Origin of the sequence: Streptomyces sp. BV286 (assembly GCF_019090165.1) — a bacterium.
In the GTDB taxonomy this organism is placed as follows: domain Bacteria; phylum Actinomycetota; class Actinomycetes; order Streptomycetales; family Streptomycetaceae; genus Streptomyces.
The window spans coordinates 25400-46150 of sequence record NZ_JAHRIB010000211.1 but is presented as its reverse complement, the minus strand read 5'-3'; the positions used below and the strand labels follow the sequence as shown (position 1 = coordinate 46150).

The following is a 20751-nucleotide window of genomic DNA, read 5'->3' as shown; positions in this document are numbered from 1 at the left end:
CCCCTCACCCCGCCCCGCCCCACGACTCCACCGACCGGCCAGCAGCCCCCGCGGCCGCCGGTCCCCCCGCTGCGCACATCCCCTGGCAGCACTACGACCCCTGGGCCGCCGCTCCCCTCCAGAACAGCGGGGCCGCCGTCGAGACACCGGGCGAGCGCCGCGGGCGGACCCGGCGCGGCCTGGTCCTCGGGGCCGCACTGCTCGCCCTCGTGTCCGGCGGCGTCGGCGGAGCCGTGGGCGCCTACCTGGAGCGGACCGGCGGGATCGAGGACGTCGAGTTGCCGCAGGCCGGCGTCGAGGCCAAGGGGCGGGCCGCGGACAGCGTGGCCGGGATCGCGGCCAGCGCACTGCCCAGCGTGGTGACCCTGCACGTGAGCGGCTCGGACGCGCAGGGCACCGGCACGGGCTTCGTGCTCGACCGGCGGGGCCACATCCTCACCAACAACCACGTCGTCGACCCGGCGGACGGCAGCGGCGAGATATCCGTGACCTTCAGCGGCGGCCAGACCGCCCGGGCCAAGATGGTGGGCCACGACAGCGGGTACGACCTCGCCGTGGTCAAGGTCAGCGGCGTCAGCGGCCTCAAACCCCTCCCGCTCGGCAACTCCGACAACGTCCAGGTCGGCGACCCCGTCGTCGCCATCGGAGCCCCCTTCGACCTGGAGAACACCGTCACCGCGGGCATCATCAGCGCCAAGGAGCGCCCCATCACGGCGGGCGGCGAGGAGGGCGACGGCAGCGACATCTCGTACGTGGACGCGCTGCAGACGGACGCCCCGATAAACCCCGGCAACTCCGGCGGCCCACTGGTCGACTCCAAGGCCCGCGTCATCGGCATCAACAGCGCCATCCGCTCCGCCGACAGCGGCTCCGACCTGGAGGGCGGCCAGTCCGGCTCGATCGGCCTCGGTTTCGCCATCCCCATCAACCAGGGCAAGCGCGTCGCCGAGGAACTCATCAACACCGGCAGGGCGACGCACCCCGTGATCGGCGTGACCCTCGACATGGAGTACAGCGGTGACGGCGCCCGGGTCGGCACCAAGAGCAACGACGGCGGCCCGCCGGTCAACCGGGGCGGCCCCGGTGCCCGGGCCGGCATCAAGGCCGGCGACGTCATCACCGAGGTCGACGGGCAGCGCGTGCACTCCGGCGAGGAGCTCATCGTCAAGACGCGTGCGCACCGGCCGGGCGACGAGCTGGAGCTGACGCTGGAGCGCGACGGCAAGGAACGGAAGGTCACCCTCGTCCTGGGCTCCGCCGACGGTGACTGACACGGGCGGTGACTGACACGGGCGAGGGCCGGCGCGGACGGTGACCGGCACGGACCGGGGCCGGCGGGCCGGTGGCCGGCGGATCCGGCAGGAACCGCCCGGGGAGAGGCAGGCGCCGTACGAAGAAGGGCCCGCACCCCCGCCCTCCAAGGCAAACATCCTGGAAAACCCGCCCTCCACACGCGGTCGGAGGACCCGGGACAGTACCGGACAGACAGGATCGCCGGGTACCGTGGACCCGGCCCGGACCACGGAATGACCTGCCGAGCGCCGAGGACATCGCAAGGAGCTGCAAGGTGTTCAATGACATAGGACCGCTCGAGCTGGTGACGCTCGTCGTCCTTGCCGTGCTCGTCTTCGGCCCGGAGAAGCTCCCGAAGATGATCCAGGACGTCACGCGCACCATCCGCAAGATCCGTGACTTCTCGGAGAGCGCCAAGGCGGACATCCGTGAGGAGCTGGGCCCGGAGTTCAAGGACTTCGAGTTCGAGGACCTCAACCCCAAGACGTTCATCCGCAAGCAGCTGGACAACGACGAGCTGGGGCTCAAGGAGATCCGGAACGGCTTCGACCTGAAGAAGGAGATGGCCGACGTCACGGACGCCGTGCACGGCCGGGAGATCGAGTCCTCCTCTTCCTCGTCCGCTTCCTCCTCCTCGTCCTCGGGGGGCTCCACCGGCGGCTCCGTCGACATGACGAAGAAGCCCGAGAAGCCCGCGGCGGTCGAGCGCCCGCCGTTCGACGCGGACGCCACCTGAGCCACGGGCGGACCCGCCCCGCGGCCCGCCCCCGGGGCGGCACGCCCGCCGACCGGAACACGTTTCACTTTCAGTCGAACGCCGTCCGTCTCCCCGTACACCGCCCGGATTCCGTCCCCTCGGGGCGGGCCGGATGCGCCGCGTACGAGGGCCAAGTGCCGACCGGTTTCCCGGCCCGCCGGAGACCTGTGGCTATCCTGCCTAGTTGTTGTGCGGACCGGAGGAACGCCCGAAGGGGGGCGGGGCGCCCGGTTCGACTAGAGCGAGGAGGCGTCCGGGCAGATGGAGACGACAAGTCGGGTAGGCGCGCAGGCGCCGGCCGCGGAGGGCGGACAGCAGGTTCCCTCCGCCCGGCGCACGGTCGACGGCTACCTGCTGGCGCCCTTCCCGTGGTACGGCCTCGATGAGGCCTTCACGGGGCCGCGCTGGCTGATGCAGGTCGGCGCCTCGGCCGACGGGGCCATCGAGCACGGCTCGATCGGACACGGCGACGAGCCTTCGGTACGCAGCGAGTCCACCGAGGACAAGGAACGGTTCGCGGTCGTGGTCACCGTCGCGGCCAACCCCGTGCGGCGCAGTGCCGACGGCACGGGACTGCTGGAGGCCACCTCGGTGTCCTCCGCGGCCTGGCTCGCCGGGGTGGGACTGCTGTCCTTCACCTGGCCCGGCCAGATGGACCACACCCTGCGCGACGACTGGCTGGACCAGCAGACCGAGACGGCATGGGTCCTCGCGGACGACCTGACGGGCTCCGACTGGTCGACGCTGTCCCTTCCCGTGGACGGGGTGCCGACGCCCTTCCACTACCGGGAGTCCGAGTTCGGCTGGGTCCTTGCGGGCTCCACCCAGGAAGGGGTCCACCTGGGCGCGTACGGGCGGGGCATGAGCGCGTACGGGCTGGCCTTCGCCGTGATCAAGGACATCGGTACGTACGCCTGACCGGCGGCACACGCCGAAGGGGGCACCGTCGAGTGACGGTGCCCCCTTCGGCGTGTGCGGTGCGTCGGGTGCGGCCGGGAGGTGGCCGGTGCTGCGGCACCGGGCGCCCCTGGAGGGTCGCCCGGCCCCCGGTGTCGCGCAGAGAGCCTAGAACTTGTTCCGCGGGGTGATTCCCAGGGACATGCCCGACAGGCCGCGCTGACGGCCGCCCAGCTTGCCCGCGATGGCACGGAGGGCGGAGCCGGCGGGGGAGTCGGGGTCGGTCAGGACCACCGGCCTGCCGTCGTCGCCGCCTTCGCGGAGGCGGACGTCGATGGGGATGGAACCGAGGACCGGGACGGTGGCGCCGGTGGTGCGGGTCAGCCCGTCGGCGACCGACTGGCCGCCGCCCGTGCCGAAGATGTCCACCATCTCGTCGCAGTGGGGGCAGGGCAGCCCCGCCATGTTCTCGACGACGCCGACGATCTTCTGGTGGGTCTGGACGGCGATCGAGCCGGCCCGCTCGGCCACCTCGGCGGCGGCCTGCTGGGGGGTCGTCACGACGAGGATCTCCGCGTTCGGGACGAGCTGCGCCACCGAGATCGCGATGTCGCCGGTGCCCGGCGGGAGGTCCAGGAGCAGCACGTCCAGGTCGCCCCAGTAGACGTCCGCGAGGAACTGCTGCAGGGCGCGGTGGAGCATCGGGCCGCGCCACACGACGGGCGCGTTGCCCGGGGTGAACATGCCGATCGAGATGACCTTCACGCCGTGCGCCGACGGCGGCATGATCATGTTCTCGACCTGGGTCGGGCGGCCGTCCGCGCCGAGCATGCGCGGCACGGAGTGGCCGTAGATGTCGGCGTCCACGACACCGACCTTGAGGCCGTCCGCGGCCATCGCCGCCGCGAGGTTGACCGTCACGGACGACTTGCCCACGCCGCCCTTGCCGGACGCGACCGCGTACACGCGTGTGAGCGAGCCCGGCTTGGCGAAGGGGACCTCGCGCTCGGCCTGGCCGCCTCGGAGCGCGGACGCCAGGTCCTTGCGCTGCTCGTCGCTCATCACGTCCAGCGTGACGTCGACGCGCGTGACGCCCTCGACCCGCGAGACCGCCTCCGTCACGTTCTTCGTGATGGTCTCGCGCATCGGGCAGCCGGAGACGGTCAGGTACACCGCGACCGCGACCGAACCGTCCGCGCCGAGCCCCACCGATTTGACCATCCCCAGCTCGGTGATGGGTCGCTGGATCTCGGGGTCGTTCACCGTCGCCAGTGCTTCACGCACCGCGTCTTCCGTAGCCATGGGGTCGATGGTACGGCGCCCGGCCGGGGGGCCGGAAAGCCTCTCACCGGTCGTCTACGTCACGTCCCCGAGGGTGTTCTGCCGGGAATACGACACGACCGTCGCCGTGCCCGCCGGAACGCCGGTCCTCCAGCTCCTTGACCAGGTCCTCCAGCTCGGAGCGGATCCAGTCGCGGGTGGCGACCTCGCCGAGGCCCACACGCAGCGCGGCGATCTCCCGGGTCAGGTACTCGGTGTCCGCGATGGACCGCTCGTTCTGCTTGCGGTCCTGTTCGAGATTGACCTTGTCGCGGTCGTCCTGCCGGTTCTGCGCGAGGAGGATCAGCGGGGCGGCGTACGAGGCCTGGAGCGAGAGCATCAGGGTCAGGAAGATGAACGGGTAATTGTCGAAACGCAGGTCACGCGGCGCCGACACGTTCCACACCACCCACAGGATGATGACGACCGTCATCCAGACGATGAACCGCCCCGTGCCGAGGAAGCGGGCGATCCGCTCGGAGAGCCGGCCGAAGGCCTCCGGGTCGTACTCGGGCAGGAAGCGGCGCCGAGGCGGCTGCGGCTGGTCGAGCCGGGTGCGCGGCCGGGTGGTGGCACTCGCCCCGGTGGCGGCCCGTTCGCGGGCCTCGCGCTCAGGAGTCATGCGGGGCCCCCTCGCCGGACGCCTGTGCGGACGGCTCCCCGTCCAGGTGGAACTCCGTCTCCCGCCAGTCCTCGGGCAGCATGTGGTCGAGCACGTCGTCCACGGTGACCGCGCCCAGCAGCGAGCCGCTCTCGTCGACGACGGGCGCCGCGACCATGTCGTACGTCGCGAAGAATCCGGCCACGACGGGCAGCACGGCCTCCGGGTCCAGCGGCCGCAGGTCGTCGTCGATCATCGAGCCCACGAGCGTGTACGGCGGATCGCGCAGGAGCCGCTGGAAGTGGACCGTTCCCAGGTACTTGCCGGTCGGCGTCTCGTCCGGCGGACGGCACACGTACACCTGGGCGGCCAGCGCGGGCGAGAGGTCGGGGTTGCGCACCCGGGCGAGCGCGTCCGCGACGGTCGCGTCGGGCCGCAGCACGATCGGTTCGGTCGTCATCAGACCACCGGCCGTGCGCTCCTCGTACGCCATCAGCCGCCGTACGTCCGCCGCGTCGTCCGGACGCATCAGCGCCAGCAGCCGTTCCTTGTCCTCCTCCGGCAGCTCGCCGAGCAGGTCGGCCGCGTCGTCGGGGTCCATGGCCTCCAGGACGTCCGCGGCGCGCTCCTCCTTGAGCTTGCCGAGGATCTCGATCTGGTCGTCCTCCGGGAGCTCCTCCAGGACGTCGGCGAGCCGGTCGTCGTCCAGGGCCGCCGCGACCTCGGCACGCCGTTTGGGGGACAGGTGGTGCAGGACGTTGGCGAGGTCGGCGGGGCGCAGCTGCTCGAAGGTCGCGAGCAGGTTCTCGGCGCCCTGCCCGTGCTCCTCCAGCGAGAACCCGGTGACGGCCGACCACTCGACGGTCAGCGTCTCCCCCCTGGCCCGCCGGAACGTGCCGCCCGGCTTCCCCTTCCGGACGAAGACCCGGTCGATCTCCCAGTCGCGGCGGGCGGGCAGCTGCTGGATGGACACGTCCAGAACGGTGACGGTCTCGGACGGTCCGCCGGTCTCGACGAGCGTGACGCGCCGGTCCAGGAGCTCGCCGAGCACGAGCCGCTCGGTGGGGCGCTGCTCGAAACGGCGGACGTTCAGCACGCCGGTGGTGATGACCTGACCCGACTCGATACCGGTCACGCGGGTCATGGGCAGGAAGATGCGGCGGCGGGTGGACAGTTCGACGACGAGGCCGAGGAGCCGAGGGGGCCGCCGTCCGACGCGCAGGATGGCGACCAGGTCGCGCACGCGTCCCACCTGGTCACCGCTCGGGTCGAAGACGGCGATGCCGGCGAGGTGCGACACGAAGATCCTGGGGGCGCCTGCCGCCATCCCAGCGCCTCCTTCCTCGTACGCGCTGCGGTACGGGTGGTATGGGGTGCCATGTCCGCTCGGGTGGGCTTCAGGCTAGCCCGTCCCGGTCGGATACGCCCTGGTGAGCGGTCCGGACGGACTGACTCCGAGCGGTGTCGCGGGCCCCGGTACGCTGCGGTACGCCGTTGAGGACAACCGCACGAGAGGCAGCGCAACCTGTGACTGCGATTCCCCAGGGACGTACCCGTAAGGCCGCGTTGACGAGTGCCGTGTGCGCGCTCGTCGTGGCGGGGACAGGGGTGACGGGGTGCGGCGGTGACGATCCGGACGCGGGGACCAACGGGGTCGGAAAGCTTCCCCCCGCCAAGATCCAGAGCAGAACCCAGTCGGCGGCCAGGGCCGCCGAGACGGTACGGCTGTCCGGAGCGGTCGTCAGCAACAAGCGCACCTACAAGCTGGACATGCAGCTCAAGGGTGACGGCGGTACCGGCTCGGTCACCTCGAAGGATGTGACGTTCCGGCTGCTGCGGGTCGACGAGCACCTCTTCATCAAGGCCGACGCGGACTTCTGGAACCACCAGGACGGCAAGAGCGACGACAGCACGTCCGACACCGAGGCGGCGGGCAAGCTCGACGGCATGTACGTGAAGGTCCCCAAGGGCGACCCCGCCTACAAGCAGCTCAGCGTCTTCACCGACAAGGACGTCCTGCTCGGCGGTCTCCTCGCCCTGCACGGCGAGCTCGCCACCGACGGCCACCACGAGCTGAACGGCGTCCGCACCATCCGCCTCACCGGCGACAAGGGCTCCGGCGGCGAGATCGACGTCTCGCTGGAGGGCAAGCCCTACCCGCTGCTCCTCGTCCGCGCCGGCGACGCGGGCACGATCCGCCTGACGGACTGGGGCAAGGACTTCGAGCTCAAGGCACCGGAAAAGGACGAGATGGTCGACTACGGACAGCAGCTCCCCACCTCCTGAGCGGCCGCTCTTGAGGGGCGCGGGGAACTGCGCGCTCAACCCTCACTCGCCCGCACCCGGGATCCGATCCGCCGCCTCCCACCCCGCCTCCGGGCGGAGCGCTCGGCGCTCAGCGCTTGCGCTTCTTGAAGAGCAGCCGCGGCAACCCGGCCGGGGCCGCCCGACGCGTGGTCGCCGACGTCGGCACGGGCGCCGCGGCCAGCGACCCGTCGGGCAGCGCCGTCGTGGAACCCGTCGGCGCGAGCCGGACCACCCGGCACTCGCGAGCCCACCGCGCCGGCATGGCCTCGCCGTCCGGCGCGTTCAGCCGCTTGCCCTTCAGCTCGCCGACGGCCACGTCCCATTCCTCGGAGCCGGGAGCCAGCTCCACGACCTTCGCGGACCAGGAGACGAGGCGACCGCCCTTGTCCTTGCTGCGGACGGTGACCACGGCGTCGCCGCCGTCCACGAGGTCCGGCAGCGGCTGTTCGCCGGGCCCGTCCCCGACCAGACACACGGCCCCGTCGTGCCACACGTGCCACAGGGCCCGGGACGACGCCCCGTCCTCCTGGCCGGGGAGTCCCCGCACCCAGACGAGCCCGGACTTCTTGGTGGCCTCCTCGACGAGGGCCTGGTCGAGCAGCTGATCCGTCATGGGGCCAGCGTAGCCGGGGCCCTCAGAGCCAGCCGTTGCGCTTCAGGGTGCGGTGGATGCCCAGGCAGAGCGCCACCGTGATGCCCATGATCACGGGGTAGCCGTACCGCCAGTGCAGCTCCGGCATGTGGTCGAAGTTCATGCCGTACACACCGCACACCATCGTCGGCACGGCGATGATCGCCGCCCACGACGTGATCTTGCGCATGTCCTCGTTCTGCGCGACGGACGCCTGGGCGAGGTTGGCCTGGAGGATCGAGTTGAGCAGCTCGTCGAAGCCGACGACCTGCTCCTGCACCCGCGCCAGGTGGTCGGCGACATCGCGGAAGTACTTCTGGATGTCGGGGTCGACCAGCCGCATCGGCCGCTCGCTCAGCAGTTGCATGGGGCGCATCAGGGGCGACACCGCACGCTTGAACTCCAGGACCTCACGCTTGAGCTGGTAGATCCGCGCGGAGTCGACACCGCGCGAGACCCCGCCCCGGCGGCCGGGCGAGAACACCTCGGTCTCGACCTCGTCGACGTCGTCCTGCAGGGCGTCCGCGACGGCGACGTACCCGTCGACGACATGGTCGGCGATGGCGTGCAGCACGGCCGAAGGACCCTTGGTGAGCAGCTCCGGGTCGTCCTGCAGCCGGTGCCGCAGCGCCCGCAGCGAGCCCTGCCCGCCGTGCCGGACGGTGATGAAGAAGTCCCGCCCGGTGAAGCACATCACCTCGCCGGTCTCCACGACCTCGCTGGTGGCGGTGAGTTCGTCGTGCTCGACGTAGTGGATGGTCTTGAAGACGGCGAACAGGGTGTCGTCGTACCGCTCCAGCTTGGGCCGCTGGTGGGCGTGGACGGCGTCCTCGACGGCCAGCGGGTGCAGCCCGAACTCGGCGGCGATACCGGCGAACTCGTCCTCGGTCGGCTCGTGAAGACCGATCCAGGCGAACCCTCCGTCGCGCCGCACCTGACGGATCGCAGCACGCGGCGTCAGGCTGTCGTCGGACGGGAGGCGGGCGCCGTCGCGGTAGACCGCGCAGTCCACGACGGCCGAACTCTCCGCGGCGGACCGGGTGGTGTCGTACGCGCCGCCGTCCTTGCGCATCGAGGGGCGGACCGCGGCACGCAGGTTGTGGATCATCGACATGGCTGGCTCCTTCGCGAACGAAGACCGCCGACGACGGATGGAACTACCCGGAATGGGGACGTCCTGACTTCGGATGTTTGGCACGTCCACAAAGCGGGGAGCACCGCACCGTCACGGTGGCAGCTTCGCTACTGATACAGATCAGAAAAACTCAGACAGATCAGGAAAAACGAAGTGCTCTTCCGTTGTGTACCGGACCGGCCATGACGCGAGTGCGTGAGGTGGCAGCCAGGAGAGCGTGAGCTCTGGAGCTGAGCGGGACTCAGCAGCCGGAAGAGCGGGTGGTACTACCTGGTCGACTTCGATCCATGGAGCCCCACCTCCTCCGGCCGGTCCCCCGTGGGGGAGGTCCATCCCCCGTGGGGGAGTCTCTTGCGTCGAGACTGTCGAGACGTGGGTCGGGACTCGAGAGCGACGCTTCTGCGTGCTGCCCCGACCGGCGGCCCAGAGTAGCAGCCGCCTGAAGTGTCAAGCCGTCCCTTTGCCCGCTACCGACGAGTTCTATGCTCGGCGCATGGCAGATGTTCTTCCTCTGGTGGAGGCCCGGTTGCGCAGCGCGCTGGGCGAACCGGACGCGCGCGCCGCGGTGACCTTCCTCGGCACGGACCGTATCGAGGTGCTCCGCTTCCCCGACGCGGGCACCGGCACGGGGATCGTCCGCTACGCGACGCTCGGCATGTCCGCCCAGCCGATGGCCGACCCCACGGCGGTCGTCGCCGACCCGGTCGCGGGCCCGCGCGCCGAGCTCGTCCTCTCGGTACGGGCCGGCGGCGCCGACACCGACAAGGTGCTCCGCCCGCTCGCCGTCCTGGCCGCCTCTCCGCAGGTGGAGGGCCTGGTCGTGGCCCCCGGCGCCTCGCTCGACGTGGGCGACCCGCTGTGGCCCGGAGCCCCCTTCACGTCCGTCCTGGTCGCCGAGCCGGGCGGCCTCGTCGAGGACCTGGAACTGGACGCGCCCCTCGATCCCGTACGGTTCCTGCCGCTGCTGCCCATGACGCCGAACGAGGCCGCCTGGAAGCGGGTGCACGGCGCGGGAGCCCTCCAGGAGCGCTGGCTCGCGAGCGGAACGGACCTGCGCGACCCCTCGCGCAGGTCCGTGACCCTGGACTGACACCCAACGGCCGCCCGGGGAGGTCCGGTTGGGAATCTCACACTCCGGCCGGCCGTCGTCCCGGCCCGCGGACGCGCAGGGCCTCAGCCCGCGAAGACGGTGACGCCGTCCTCGGCCGCGTGCCGCTCCTCCAGCTCCTCCGCCTCGTGCGTGAGGGAGTTCCGGCGGACGAGGACGACGAGCGCGCCCAGCACCGCGGTGACCGCCGCGACGACGAACGGGACGTGGATGTCGGTCCACTCCTCGATCCGCGGAGCGAAGAACGGGGCGGCGGCGGCCGCGAACCAGCGGACGAAGTTGTAGCCGGCGCTCGCCACCGGGCGGGGAGCGTCCGAGACGCCGAGGGCGAGCTCCGTGTAGACGGTGTTGTTCACGCCGATGAAGGCGCCGGAGAGGATCGTGCAGACGACGGCCGTGGTGTGGCTGCCGTATCCGAGGACGAGCACGTCCGCCGCGAGCAGCAGCAGCGAGCCGCCGAGCACCTTCAGCGAACCGAACCGGGCCTGCACACGCGGTGCCACGAGCACCGAGAACACGGCGAGCAGCAGGCCCCAGGCGAAGAAGACCGCGCCGGACCTGTACGGGCTCATGTCCAGCACGAACGGCGTGAAGGCCAGCACGGTGAAGAACGTGTAGTTGTAGAAGAACGACGAGGCGGCGACCGAGGCGAGTCCGCCGTGCCCGAGGGCCCTGACCGGGTCGAGCAGGCCCGTCTTCCGTGCCGGCTTCGGCTGCTCCTTCAGGAACACCGTGATGCACAGGAACCCGATCGCCATCAGGAACGCGGTGCCGAAGAACGGGTAGCGCCAGCTGGCGTCACCGAGCAGCGCGCCCAGCAGGGGCCCGCAGGCCATGCCGAGGCCGAGGGCGGACTCGTACAGCAGGATCGCCGCCGCGCTTCCGCCCGCCGCGGCGCCGACGATGACGGCGAGGGCCGTGGAGACGAACAGGGCGTTGCCGAGCCCCCAGCCCGCCCGGAATCCGACGAGTTCGCCGACCGAGCCGGACGTGCCGGACAGTCCGGCGAAGACCACGACCAGGGCCAGGCCGAGGAGCAGGGTCCGGCGGCCGCCGATACGGCTGGAGACGAAGCCCGTGACCAGCATCGCGAGAGCGGTGATCAGGAAGTACGAGGTGAAGAGCAGGGAGACCTGGCCGGCGGTGGCGTCCAGGCCCTTGGCGATGGACGGCAGGATCGGGTCGACGAGGCCGATGCCCATGAAGGCGACGACGGATGCCCCGGCGGTCGCCCAGACCGCCTTCGGCTGACGCAGGAGGCCGCCGGCTCCCGCGTCGAACGTGTCCCCTTCGGCGGGGCCTCCCGTGCTGCTGTTCATGTCCGCTCCTTCATTGCTCGCGGGGAGATCGTTGGCGTTTACACATAATAAGTTAGCTCGGCTAATGAATGCAAGTTACATCTAGTTTTCGGGGTGGGGGAGCGATGACAGGCACACGCCGGACGGGTGATCGTCCTTGACGCGGCGAAAGACGGAGAGGACCGTTGGGCCCTATGAGGGGCGAACCCAGTTGCCCGAAGTGTGGTGGCCGGGTCAGGGCTCCCGGCCTCTTTGCCGACTCCTGGCAGTGCGATGTGCACGGCATCGTGCATCCGCTGCAGCCCGTGATCCCGCCCAGCGTCGAGGCCCTCGGTGTGGTCGTGCACCGTGCGCGTGTACCGGTGTGGATGCCGTGGCCGCTGCCTGTCGGCTGGCTCTTCACGGGGGCGGCGTTCGCCGGGGACGACCGCACCGGCGGCCGGGCCACGGCCGTGGCGTGCTCCGGACCGGGACCGCTCGGCGGCATAGGGGAGCTGGTGCTCGTCGCCGAGGAGCTCGGCGTCGGGCTCGGCGCGCGGTACGCGGGAATGGACGGACCCGACCCGGGGCCGTACATGAACGTCGAGAAGCCCGCCCAGACGAAGGTGCTGGCCGCCGGGCGGCCCACGCCGCTGTGGCACGTCTCCGGGGCGCCCGACGACCGCGCCGTCTTCGCGGGCGAGGCGCGGGGACTGTGGCTGTGGGCCGTCGTATGGCCCGAGCAGTCCGGGCTGCTGATGTACGACGAGCTGGTGCTCACCGACCTGCGCGACGCCGGGGCCGAGGTGGACCTGCTGCCCTGCGGGGCACTGTCGCCGCGGATCCTCGAACCGTGAAGCCGCCCCCGTGGCGGGCTCGGCGGGCTCGGGAGGTCCGGCGGCCGCTGATGCAGGGCGCCTGTGGCCGGCCGGACACGCGTCGGACGCGGCCGGGCGAGCGGCCCCCACGGTCCTGAGGGGCGGGCGGAACACCGCAAGGCGGCTGTAGGGGGCACAGCCCCATTACGGGTGTGACAGAGCCGGTCGGGCGGGCCGCTATCCTTGACCGGTCCCTCTTGTTCCGTCCGTGTCTGGAGCCCGCGTCGTGCGCATCGACCTGCACTGCCACTCCACGGCCTCCGACGGTACGGACACCCCCGCCGAACTGGTACGGAACGCGGCAGCGGCCGGACTCGACGTCGTCGCGCTGACCGACCACGACACCACCCGCGGATACGCCGAGGCCATCGCGGCCATGCCCGCCGGGCTGACCCTGGTCACCGGCGCGGAGCTCTCCTGCCGCCTCGACGGCGTCGGCCTGCACATGCTCGCGTACCTCTTCGACCCCGAGGAGCCGGACCTGCTGCGTGAGCGCGAACTCGTGCGCGACGACCGGGTGCCGCGGGCCCGCGCGATGATCGGCAGGCTGCAGGACATGGGCGTGCCCGTCACCTGGGAGCAGGTGGCGCGCATCGCGGCCGGCGGGTCCGTGGGGCGGCCGCACATCGCCACCGCGCTCGTCGAGCTGGGGGTCGTGCCCACGGTGTCGGACGCGTTCACGACCGAGTGGCTCTCCGACGGCGGCCGGGCCCACATCGAGAAGCACGAGTCGGACCCCTTCGAGATGATCCGGCTGGTCAAGGCCGCGGGCGGAGTGACCGTTCTCGCGCACCCCGCCGCCGCCAAGCGGGGACGGACCGTACCGGAGTCCGCGATCGCCGAACTGGCCGCGGCGGGCCTCGACGGGATCGAGGTCGACCACATGGACCACGACCCGGCCACCCGGGCCCGGCTGCGCGGCCTCGCGGGCGAACTGGGGCTGCTGACGACCGGATCCAGCGACTACCACGGCAGCCGCAAGGCATGCGAGCTCGGGGACTTCACGACGGATCCCGAGGTCTACGGGGAGATCACCCGGCGGGCGACCGGCGCGTTCCCCGTGCCCGGCACGGGCGGGACCGCGGGCGCGTAGCGCTTCGCGGGCACAAGCCGCGACCCGAGACCGCCGCACCGGGCCGTGGGCCGATCGTGCTCCCCGCACCGGGCGGACGGGTCACCCCAGGCCGTACCCACGCGGCGGCGCCGCAACGACGCCCCGCACCGCCCCCCGAGGGGCACGCTCACCTCTCTTCCGACACTCCGCAAGGCCTCCCTCATGTTCGACCTCGCCGTCTTCGGCTCCCTCTTCCTCACGCTCTTCGTCATCATGGATCCCCCCGGGATCACCCCGATCTTCCTCGCGCTGACGGCCGGACGGCCGGCCAAGGTGCAGAAGCGCATGGCCTTCCAGGCCGTCTGCGTGGCCGGCGGTGTCATCACCGTCTTCGGGCTCCTCGGCCACCAGATCCTGAACTACCTGCACGTGTCCGTCCCCGCGCTGATGATCGCGGGCGGACTGCTGCTCCTGCTCATCGCGCTCGACCTGCTCACGGGCAAGACCGACGAACCCCAGCAGACGAAGGACGTCAACGTCGCCCTCGTACCGCTGGGCATGCCGCTGCTCGCCGGCCCCGGCGCGATCGTGTCCGTCATCCTGGCCGTGCAGAAGGCCGACAGTGCGGCGACCCGGGTGTCGGTGTGGGCGGCGATCGTCGCCATCCACGTAGTGCTGTGGGTGGTGATGCGGTACTCGCTGCTGATCATCCGGGTCATCAAGGACGGCGGCGTGGTGCTGGTCACGCGGCTCGCGGGCATGATGCTCTCCGCGATCGCCGTGCAGCAGATCATCAACGGGGTCACGATGGTCGTCCAGAACAGCTGACCACCTCGTGGAACGCGGCCGCACACGCGAAACCCCCGCCCGGCGTCGAGCCGGACGGGGGTTCCGAAGTCTGTCAGACGTCCGCTGTTATGAGGCCGAGGTGTCGGCCGGGCGGATCCAGAGGCGCTGCCCGATGGCGGCGGCCTGCTGGACGATCCGGTTGACGGAGGCGGCGTCCACGACGGTGCTGTCCACGGGCGTGCCGTCGACGTCGTCGAGTCGCATGATTTCGAAGCGCAAGGGCTTCTCCCTTCGTCTGGTCATCCTCCTGAAGGAGAACTACTGGTGGGTGGGTGAGTGGGGCGTCAGTGCCCCTCGTTCCCGTAGGAGTCAACGGGATGCTTGTTACGAACATTCCCTACGCTAAAGAAAATTTTCGAACGTCTAACTACTTGCGAGTACCGGGACCGACTGTGTTCACACGGTAACGTCCTGCGACAATGAGGCGCATATGAATGACGACTTCGCGGCAGCCGACGATCTCGCCACCCTCGGCGCGCGCATAGACCGCTCGAACGAGCTGCTCCAGCGCGTGCTCGCCGAGGTGGCGAAGACGCCGTCGACCCACGCGATCTTCGTCGACGCCGGGTATCTGTACGCGGCCGCGGGCCGCCTCGTCGCCGGCACGGAGGACCGCCGGGCCTTCGAGCTGGACGCCGAAGGGCTCATCGAGGCACTCATCGACCGGGCCCGCACGATCTTCGCGGACAGCAGGCTCCTGCGCGTCTACTGGTACGACGGGGCGCGGCGCCGCATCCACACCGCGGAACAGCAGTCCATCGCGGAGCTGCCCGACGTCAAGGTCCGGCTCGGCAACCTCAACGCAAACAACCAGCAGAAGGGCGTCGACTCCCTGATCCGTTCCGATCTGGAGTCCCTGGCCCGGCACCGCGCCATCAGCGACGCGACGCTCATCGGCGGCGACGAGGACCTGGTCTCGGCCGTCGAGGCGGCGCAGGGATACGGGGCCCGGGTCCACCTCTGGGGCATCGAGGCACCGGAGGGCCGCAACCAGGCCGAGCCGCTGCTGTGGGAGGTTGACAGCCAGCGCACCTTCGACCTGGAGTTCTTCAAGCCGTACGTCGTCCGGCGCACCTCCGCCTCGTACGACACGGCGGTGAGCAGGCCGACCCGCGAGGACGTGCGGTTCGTGGGAGCGCAGATCGTCGCGAAATGGCTGGCCGCGCGGGGACGGGAGTCGCTGGCGGAGCTGCTGCCCGGACCGTATCTGCCCGGCCCGGTCGACCAGGACCTGCTGGTGGAGGCCGAGGGGCTGCTGCAGTACTCGCTGCGGGGGCAGGCCGATCTGCGCAGGGCGCTGCGGGACGGGTTCTGGGAGCACCTGCAGGGCCAGTACTGACCCGCGCCGCCCTCTCAGCCGGCGATCACCCGGTCCCAGAACGCGGCCAGGGCCTCGGCGGTCTCCAGGGGGCGGTCGGCGTTGGGGGAGTGCTCGGCGCCCAGGACGACCGTGCGATGTGCCTCGAGGCGCACGGCCATGTCGTCGAGGAGCGGGACCGGCCAGGTGTCGTCGCGTTCGCCCGACAGGACGTGCACGGGCAGCCGTAGGGCCGCCAGCTCGGCCACCCGGTCGGGTTCCTCGCACAGCAGCCGTCCCGCGGCGGTGAGCTGGGCCGGGCTGTTGCCGAGCCAGCGCCGCCTCAGGTCCTCCTGGTCGTCGAGGCCGGCGTCCAGGTCGCCCTCGGCGTCCTCCGGCGGCTCCAGCGCCCTGATCGCGTCCCACACCTGGTCCATGTCCATCACGGCGAGCGCGTCCCGCAGGAGCTTCACCCGCTGCTGCTGGGAGGGGGAGATCTCCGCGGGCCCGGAGGCCACCAGGGTGAGCGACCGGAACCGGGCCGGGGCCAGCAGGACGGCCGCCCGGGCGACCTGGCCGCCGAACGAATGCCCCAGGAGGTGGAACCGCTCCCCGGGGCCGTCGGCCAGCGCGTCGGCCTGAGCGAGCACATCCTGCGCCAACTCGGCCTGCGCGTAAGGCGTTTCGTCGTCCCGGGGGCCCGGTGACTCGTACTGGCCGCGGCCGTCCACCGCGACGGTCCGGTACCCGGCCGCCGCCAGCGGTTCGTGCAGCGAGATGAAGTCCTCCTTGCTGCCGGTGAACCCGGGCAGCAGCACAGCGGTTCCCTTCACGGGAGTGCCCGCGTCGATCACGGCGAACTCCCCGCGCGCGGTGCCGAGGCGATACGCGCGGGCACCGGAGGGCGGGACGAAGGTGGCGGGCCTGCTCATGGGAAGGAGGCTATCCGGGGAACCTCCTGGGCGGCATACCGGGAGGGGCCGCGACGCGGTACCCACGGCGGGGCCGTGGAACGCCGACGGCCCGGCCCCCTCACGGGGGACCGGGCCGTCTGCTGTGTGCCTCAGCTGTCCGCGACCTCGACGGTCGCGGCCGTCTTGCGCGCACGGCGGGGCCTGGCCGCAGGGGCGGCCTCGGCCGGAACGGCTTCCGCGACCGCGACCGCGTCCGTGGCCTTGGCGGCCGTCTTGCGGGTGCGGCGCGGCTTGGCCGCAGCCTCGGCCGGGGCGGCCTCGGTGGCCTGCGCCGGGATGCCGGCCTCGGCGACCGCGGCCTTGGCGGCCGTCTTGCGGGTGCGGCGCGGCTTCGCCTCGGTGGCCTCGGCCGTGTCCACGGCGCTCTCAGCGGCCTGAGCGGGTGCGGCGGCCTTGCGGGTACGGCGCGGCTTGGTGGCCGTGGCCTGCGGTGCCTCGGCCGTCGTGCCCTCGGCGGTGTCCACAGCGGTCTCGGCGGCCTTGCGCGTACGCCGACGCGGCTTGGTCTCGGTGACCTCCGCCACCTCGACGGCCGTGCCCTCGGCGGTGTCCACCGCGGTCTCCGCGGCCTTGCGGGTGCGGCGCCGCGGCTTGGCCTCGGGCTCCTCGGTCGCCTGGGCGGGGATCCCGGCCTCGGCGACCGGGGCGGCCTCGGCGGCCTTACGGGTCCGGCGGCGCGGCTTGGCCTCCGCGGCCTCGGCGGTGTCCAGGGCGGCCTCGGCGGCCGGGGCGGTGGCCTTGCGGGTGCGGCGCGGCTTGGCCTCGACGGCCTCGACGGCCTCGACCGGGTCCACGACGGCTTCCACCGCGGCTTCGGCGGCCTTGCGCGTACGCCGACGCGGCTTGGTCTCGGTGACCTCCGCCACCTCGACGGCCGTGCCCTCGGCGGTGTCCACCGCGGTCTCCGCGGCCTTGCGGGTGCGACGGCGCGGCTTGGTCTCGGTGACCTCGGCGACCTGGGCCGGCTCGGCCGCGGGGGCCTCCTCGACGACGGCGGCCTCGGGCTGCGCGACCTCCGCCGTGCGACGCGTACGACGGCGACGCGGCTTGGCCTCGCCGTCCACCGCGGTCTCGGCGGCCGGTGCGGTGGCCTCGACGGCCGCGACCTCGACAGCGGTGCCCTCGGCCGTGGCGACCGCCGTCACGGCGGCCTCCGAGCCGGATCCGGCACGCGTACGGCGACGCCGGCGCGGGCTGCGCGACTCCGTGGCCGGGGCCGACTCGGTGGTGTCCTGCGTGCTCTGCGGGGCCTGCGCGCTCTGCGGTTCCGCGGCGTCCAGCGCCGTGCCGTTGCGCGTACGACGGCGGCGGCGCGGGGTGCGCGCCGGACGCTCACGCTCGCGCTCGGCGACCGGGGCGGGACCCGTGGAACGGCCACCGCGGCCGCGAGGGCCGCGCCCGCCGGTCTCGCCGAGGTCCTCGACGGCCTCGGCCGAGAGACCGGCGCGGGTGCGCTCACCGCGCGGCAGGACACCCTTGGTGCCCGCCGGGATGCTCAGCTCCTCGTAGAGGTGCGGGGACGTGGAGTACGTCTCCGGCGGGTCGCTCAGACCGAGGTCCAGCGCCTTGTTGATGAGCTGCCAGCGCGGGATGTCGTCCCAGTCGACGAGGGTGATCGCGATGCCCTTGGCGCCCGCGCGGCCCGTACGGCCGATGCGGTGCAGGTACGTCTTCTCGTCCTCGGGGGACTGGTAGTTGATGACGTGCGTGACGCCCTCGACGTCGATGCCGCGCGCGGCCACGTCGGTGCAGACGAGTACGTCCACCTTGCCGTTGCGGAAGGCGCGCAGCGCCTGCTCACGGGCACCCTGGCCGAGGTCGCCGTGGACCGCGCCGGAGGCGAAGCCGCGCTGCTGCAGCTGGTCGGCGAGGTCCGCCGCCGTCCGCTTGGTGCGGCAGAAGACCATCACGAGACCGCGGCCGTCGGCCTGCAGTATCCGCGAGACCATCTCCGGCTTGTCCATGTTGTGCGCGCGGTAGACGAACTGCTTGGTGTTGCGCACCGTCTGGCCGGCGTCGTCCGGCGAGGTGGCGTTGATGTGAGTGGGCTGCGACATGTAGCGGCGCGCGAGGCCGATGACCGCACCCGGCATGGTCGCCGAGAACAGCATCGTCTGGCGGCGGGCCGGCAGCATGTTGATGATCCTCTCGACGTCGGGCAGGAAGCCCAGGTCGAGCATCTCGTCGGCCTCGTCGAGGACGAGGGACTTGATGTGCTTGAGGTCGAGCTTCTTCTGGCCCGCGAGGTCCAGGAGACGGCCCGGGGTGCCGACGATCACGTCGACACCCTTCTTCAGGGCCTCGACCTGCGGCTCGTACGCCCGGCCGCCGTAGATGGCGAGAACGCGGACGTTGCGGACCTTGCCGGCCGTCAGCAGGTCGTTCGTGACCTGCGTGCACAGCTCGCGCGTCGGGACGACGACGAGGGCCTGCGGGGCGTCGGTGAGCTGCTCGGGCTTCGCCCGGCCCGCCTCGACGTCCGCGGGGACGGTCACGCGCTCGAGGAGCGGGAGGCCGAAGCCCAGCGTCTTGCCGGTGCCGGTCTTGGCCTGGCCGATGACGTCCGTGCCGGTGAGGGCGACGGGGAGCGTCATCTCCTGGATGGGGAAGGCGCTGGTGATACCGACGGCTTCAAGGGCTTCGGCGGTCTCGGGAAGGATTCCGAGCTCTCGGAAAGTAGTCAGGGTGCTGCCTCTTCTGTGTACGCGGTGCGAGGCGAGCGCGGGGGTCGTGTCGGGACCGTGCCGGGGACGACGGCCGCGCTTGACCAGCGGGCCGGGTGGCATGGGACCACTGCCGACGCTCGAGCGTTCGTACCGCTGAGGGTTCCCTCCGGGTGCCGTACGCAATGTGCCGTACCGACGTGGAGGGCTGTCGGGTCGGAGCCGATCGGGCCACCGACCGGGCATCCTCATTCGTGCGGCCCGTCGAGTTACGTAGATCAACTCAGCGGGCGCATTACCACCATACCCCGGAATCGCGCATATGCGATGGCCGGTTTGGTCACGTAGTCGTCGTCACACTGATTGACCAGGGCCTTCCGCCGTACGGTGAGCGGGCTATTGTGCGCTTCATGACGACCCCTGACAACGCTTCCGACGCACCCGCCGAACACACCGGAGTCGCCGCCCAGGACTGGGCGAAGGCCTCCGTCGACCCCCAGTACCGTGCCGCGGTCGTGGATCTGCTCGGGGCGCTCGCGTACGGGGAGCTGGCGGCGTTCGAGCGGCTCGCGGAGGACGCCAAGCTCGCGCCGACGCTCGCGGACAAGGCGGAGCTGGCGAAGATGGCCTCGGCGGAGTTCCACCACTTCGAGCAGCTCAGGGACCGGCTCACCGGGATCGGGGCGGAGCCGACGCAGGCGATGGAGCCCTTCGTCGCCGCGCTCGACGGGTTCCACCGGCAGACGGCCCCGTCCGACTGGCTGGAAGGGCTCGTCAAGGCGTACGTCGGCGACTCGATCGCCAGTGACTTCTACCGGGAGGTCGCGGCCCGGCTCGACTCCGACACCCGGCGGCTCGTACTGGGTGTGCTCGACGACACGGGGCACGCCTCGTTCGCCGTCGAGAAGGTGCGGGGTGCCATCGACGCGGATCCGCGGGTGGGCGGGCGGCTCGCGCTGTGGGCGCGGCGGTTGATGGGCGAGGCCCTGTCGCAGTCGCAGCGGGTGGTCGCCGACCGGGACGCGCTGTCGACGATGCTCGTCGGAGGTGTCGCCGACGGGTTCGATCTCGCCGAGGTGGGCCGGATGTTCTCGCGGATCACCGAGGCGCACACGAAGCGGATGGCGGCGCTGGGCCTGGCCGCCTGAGTCGTCCCGGCGCGGTCCGTCGTCCGCGGGTGGGCCGGAACACCCCAGGGCCGCGCTGTTTCCCGCGCGCCCTCGGGGTGTACCTCAGCCGGCGCCCGCCGGGTCGTCGCCCTCGGTGTCGTCGCTCACACCGTCGCCGAGTGGCGGTGGAGTCTTCCCGCCGGGCGCAGGAGCAGCGACACGGAGGCCGCCGAGACGGCGACCGCGCCGAGCATCACCGGCAGGAAGCCGACGGAGCCCAGAGCGGTGTGGGTCAGAAAGGCGCCGAAGAGGGCGCCCGCGATGCCCGTCGACAGGACGAGGCGACGCGCCGGCAGGCGGTGCGGCAGGCGGTGTGCCGCCGTCCAGGCCAGAGCCAGACCGAGGATCGCGGAGCCGAGCGCTTCCAAAAACATAAGGGGTCCTTCCCGCACGGCAGTGTGCACTTCGGTCGTAGCCCGTCATACCCGTGACCTGCGGAATGCAATCCCCTGTGCGGACGGCTTGTGCTCCATCCGTGAAGCCCGCGCGAGCGGAGGCGGCCGCCCGGGGGCGGCCATGCGCGGACCTGCAAGCGGAGACG

At 71.7% G+C, this 20751-nt stretch carries 20 protein-coding genes; 10 read left to right on the top strand and 10 right to left on the bottom strand.

The annotated features are described in order from the left end of the window. From KUF83_RS40565 to KUF83_RS40555, 3 genes are all read left to right on the top strand, one after another. The coding region (locus KUF83_RS40565; RefSeq protein ID WP_254645102.1) for a S1C family serine protease at positions 1-1271 on the top strand (1271 nt) is incomplete at its 5' end. A gap of 296 nt (positions 1272-1567) precedes the next feature. Next, positions 1568-2029, top strand: a complete 462-nt coding sequence (locus KUF83_RS40560; protein ID WP_217460134.1) for a sec-independent translocase — start codon at positions 1568-1570, stop codon at positions 2027-2029. 282 nt (positions 2030-2311) lie between these two features. Then, entirely contained in the window at positions 2312-2968 is a 657-nt protein-coding gene (locus KUF83_RS40555; protein ID WP_217460133.1) for a hypothetical protein, read from the top strand. 147 nt (positions 2969-3115) lie between these two features. Here KUF83_RS40555 and KUF83_RS40550 read toward each other — a convergent pair whose 3' ends face one another. Genes KUF83_RS40550 through KUF83_RS40540 form a run of 3 tightly spaced genes read right to left on the bottom strand, consistent with a single transcriptional unit; the run spans position 3116 to position 6195 of the window. Further along, on the bottom strand, positions 3116-4249 hold the full coding sequence (locus KUF83_RS40550) for an Mrp/NBP35 family ATP-binding protein (RefSeq protein WP_217460132.1): 1134 nt from the start codon (positions 4247-4249) through the stop codon (positions 3116-3118). 43 nt (positions 4250-4292) lie between these two features. Continuing rightward, a complete protein-coding gene (locus KUF83_RS40545; protein WP_217460131.1) occupies positions 4293-4889 on the bottom strand; it encodes a DUF1003 domain-containing protein in 597 nt (198 codons plus the stop codon). Beyond that, positions 4879-6195 carry a magnesium transporter MgtE N-terminal domain-containing protein gene (locus tag KUF83_RS40540; RefSeq protein WP_217460130.1) on the bottom strand — a complete coding sequence of 439 codons (1317 nt, stop codon included), beginning with the start codon at positions 6193-6195 and terminating at the stop codon, positions 4879-4881. The genes KUF83_RS40545 and KUF83_RS40540 overlap by 11 nt, the downstream gene beginning before the upstream one ends. 200 nt (positions 6196-6395) lie before the next feature. On the opposite strand from KUF83_RS40540, the gene KUF83_RS40535 reads away from it, so the two are divergent. Then, complete coding sequence (locus KUF83_RS40535; RefSeq protein ID WP_217460129.1) at positions 6396-7154, top strand: hypothetical protein; 759 nt, start codon at positions 6396-6398, stop codon at positions 7152-7154. A 109-nt stretch (positions 7155-7263) separates the two neighbouring features. Here the strand turns inward: KUF83_RS40535 and KUF83_RS40530 are convergent, their stop codons facing one another. Further along, the gene (locus KUF83_RS40530; RefSeq protein WP_217460128.1) at positions 7264-7788 is read right to left on the bottom strand and encodes a hypothetical protein; all 525 of its coding nucleotides are present in this window, start codon (positions 7786-7788) and stop codon (positions 7264-7266) included. A gap of 22 nt (positions 7789-7810) precedes the next feature. Next, a complete protein-coding gene (locus tag KUF83_RS40525) occupies positions 7811-8920 on the bottom strand; it encodes a magnesium and cobalt transport protein CorA (protein WP_217460127.1) in 1110 nt (369 codons plus the stop codon). 514 nt (positions 8921-9434) lie between these two features. On the opposite strand from KUF83_RS40525, the gene KUF83_RS40520 reads away from it, so the two are divergent. Continuing rightward, positions 9435-10031, top strand: coding sequence for a suppressor of fused domain protein (locus KUF83_RS40520; protein WP_217460126.1), 597 nt, complete (start codon positions 9435-9437; stop codon positions 10029-10031). Between the two features lie 83 nt (positions 10032-10114). Here KUF83_RS40520 and KUF83_RS40515 read toward each other — a convergent pair whose 3' ends face one another. Next, positions 10115-11368, bottom strand: a complete 1254-nt coding sequence (locus tag KUF83_RS40515; RefSeq protein WP_217460125.1) for an MFS transporter — start codon at positions 11366-11368, stop codon at positions 10115-10117. 173 nt (positions 11369-11541) lie between these two features. On the opposite strand from KUF83_RS40515, the gene KUF83_RS40510 reads away from it, so the two are divergent. The 3 genes from KUF83_RS40510 (at position 11542) to KUF83_RS40500 (ending at position 14086) form a co-directional block, all read left to right on the top strand. Next, positions 11542-12183, top strand: coding sequence for a DUF6758 family protein (locus KUF83_RS40510; RefSeq protein WP_217460124.1), 642 nt, complete (start codon positions 11542-11544; stop codon positions 12181-12183). A gap of 247 nt (positions 12184-12430) precedes the next feature. After that, complete coding sequence (locus tag KUF83_RS40505) at positions 12431-13297, top strand: PHP domain-containing protein (RefSeq protein WP_217460136.1); 867 nt, start codon at positions 12431-12433, stop codon at positions 13295-13297. Between the two features lie 183 nt (positions 13298-13480). Then, entirely contained in the window at positions 13481-14086 is a 606-nt protein-coding gene (locus KUF83_RS40500; protein WP_217460123.1) for a MarC family protein, read from the top strand. 87 nt (positions 14087-14173) lie between these two features. Here the strand turns inward: KUF83_RS40500 and KUF83_RS40495 are convergent, their stop codons facing one another. Then, complete coding sequence (locus KUF83_RS40495; RefSeq protein ID WP_007384531.1) at positions 14174-14326, bottom strand: hypothetical protein; 153 nt, start codon at positions 14324-14326, stop codon at positions 14174-14176. 211 nt (positions 14327-14537) lie between these two features. Between KUF83_RS40495 and KUF83_RS40490 the strand changes: the two genes are divergently transcribed. After that, positions 14538-15446, top strand: coding sequence for an NYN domain-containing protein (locus tag KUF83_RS40490; protein ID WP_217460122.1), 909 nt, complete (start codon positions 14538-14540; stop codon positions 15444-15446). Between the two features lie 14 nt (positions 15447-15460). Here KUF83_RS40490 and KUF83_RS40485 read toward each other — a convergent pair whose 3' ends face one another. Continuing rightward, on the bottom strand, positions 15461-16336 hold the full coding sequence (locus tag KUF83_RS40485; RefSeq protein WP_217460121.1) for an alpha/beta fold hydrolase: 876 nt from the start codon (positions 16334-16336) through the stop codon (positions 15461-15463). A 131-nt stretch (positions 16337-16467) separates the two neighbouring features. After that, complete coding sequence (locus KUF83_RS40480) at positions 16468-18972, bottom strand: DEAD/DEAH box helicase (protein WP_217460120.1); 2505 nt, start codon at positions 18970-18972, stop codon at positions 16468-16470. 479 nt (positions 18973-19451) lie between these two features. Here KUF83_RS40480 and KUF83_RS40475 point away from each other — a divergent pair, with 479 nt between their 5' ends. Further along, positions 19452-20189 carry a ferritin-like fold-containing protein gene (locus tag KUF83_RS40475; protein WP_217460119.1) on the top strand — a complete coding sequence of 246 codons (738 nt, stop codon included), beginning with the start codon at positions 19452-19454 and terminating at the stop codon, positions 20187-20189. A gap of 125 nt (positions 20190-20314) precedes the next feature. Here KUF83_RS40475 and KUF83_RS40470 read toward each other — a convergent pair whose 3' ends face one another. After that, positions 20315-20584: a hypothetical protein gene (locus KUF83_RS40470; RefSeq protein ID WP_217460118.1), complete on the bottom strand. Its 270-nt coding sequence runs from the start codon at positions 20582-20584 to the stop codon at positions 20315-20317. Positions 20585-20751: the final 167 nt, after the last annotated feature.

Bases quoted from the DNA above. Each gene is read 5' to 3' on its own strand.
- KUF83_RS40555 (WP_217460133.1), top strand. From the start codon at position 2,312: ATGGAGACGACAAGTCGGGTAGGCGCGCAGGCGCCGGCCGCGGAGGGC.
- KUF83_RS40550 (WP_217460132.1), bottom strand. From the start codon at position 4,249: ATGGCTACGGAAGACGCGGTGCGTGAAGCACTGGCGACGGTGAACGAC.
- KUF83_RS40545 (WP_217460131.1), bottom strand. From the start codon at position 4,889: ATGACTCCTGAGCGCGAGGCCCGCGAACGGGCCGCCACCGGGGCGAGT.
- KUF83_RS40540 (WP_217460130.1), bottom strand. From the start codon at position 6,195: ATGGCGGCAGGCGCCCCCAGGATCTTCGTGTCGCACCTCGCCGGCATC.
- KUF83_RS40530 (WP_217460128.1), bottom strand. From the start codon at position 7,788: ATGACGGATCAGCTGCTCGACCAGGCCCTCGTCGAGGAGGCCACCAAG.
- KUF83_RS40525 (WP_217460127.1), bottom strand. From the start codon at position 8,920: ATGTCGATGATCCACAACCTGCGTGCCGCGGTCCGCCCCTCGATGCGC.
- KUF83_RS40520 (WP_217460126.1), top strand. From the start codon at position 9,435: ATGGCAGATGTTCTTCCTCTGGTGGAGGCCCGGTTGCGCAGCGCGCTG.
- KUF83_RS40515 (WP_217460125.1), bottom strand. From the start codon at position 11,368: ATGAACAGCAGCACGGGAGGCCCCGCCGAAGGGGACACGTTCGACGCG.
- KUF83_RS40510 (WP_217460124.1), top strand. From the start codon at position 11,542: ATGAGGGGCGAACCCAGTTGCCCGAAGTGTGGTGGCCGGGTCAGGGCT.
- KUF83_RS40500 (WP_217460123.1), top strand. From the start codon at position 13,481: ATGTTCGACCTCGCCGTCTTCGGCTCCCTCTTCCTCACGCTCTTCGTC.
- KUF83_RS40490 (WP_217460122.1), top strand. From the start codon at position 14,538: ATGAATGACGACTTCGCGGCAGCCGACGATCTCGCCACCCTCGGCGCG.
- KUF83_RS40485 (WP_217460121.1), bottom strand. From the start codon at position 16,336: ATGAGCAGGCCCGCCACCTTCGTCCCGCCCTCCGGTGCCCGCGCGTAT.
- KUF83_RS40480 (WP_217460120.1), bottom strand. From the start codon at position 18,972: ATGACGCTCCCCGTCGCCCTCACCGGCACGGACGTCATCGGCCAGGCC.
- KUF83_RS40475 (WP_217460119.1), top strand. From the start codon at position 19,452: ATGACGACCCCTGACAACGCTTCCGACGCACCCGCCGAACACACCGGA.
- KUF83_RS40470 (WP_217460118.1), bottom strand. From the start codon at position 20,584: ATGTTTTTGGAAGCGCTCGGCTCCGCGATCCTCGGTCTGGCTCTGGCC.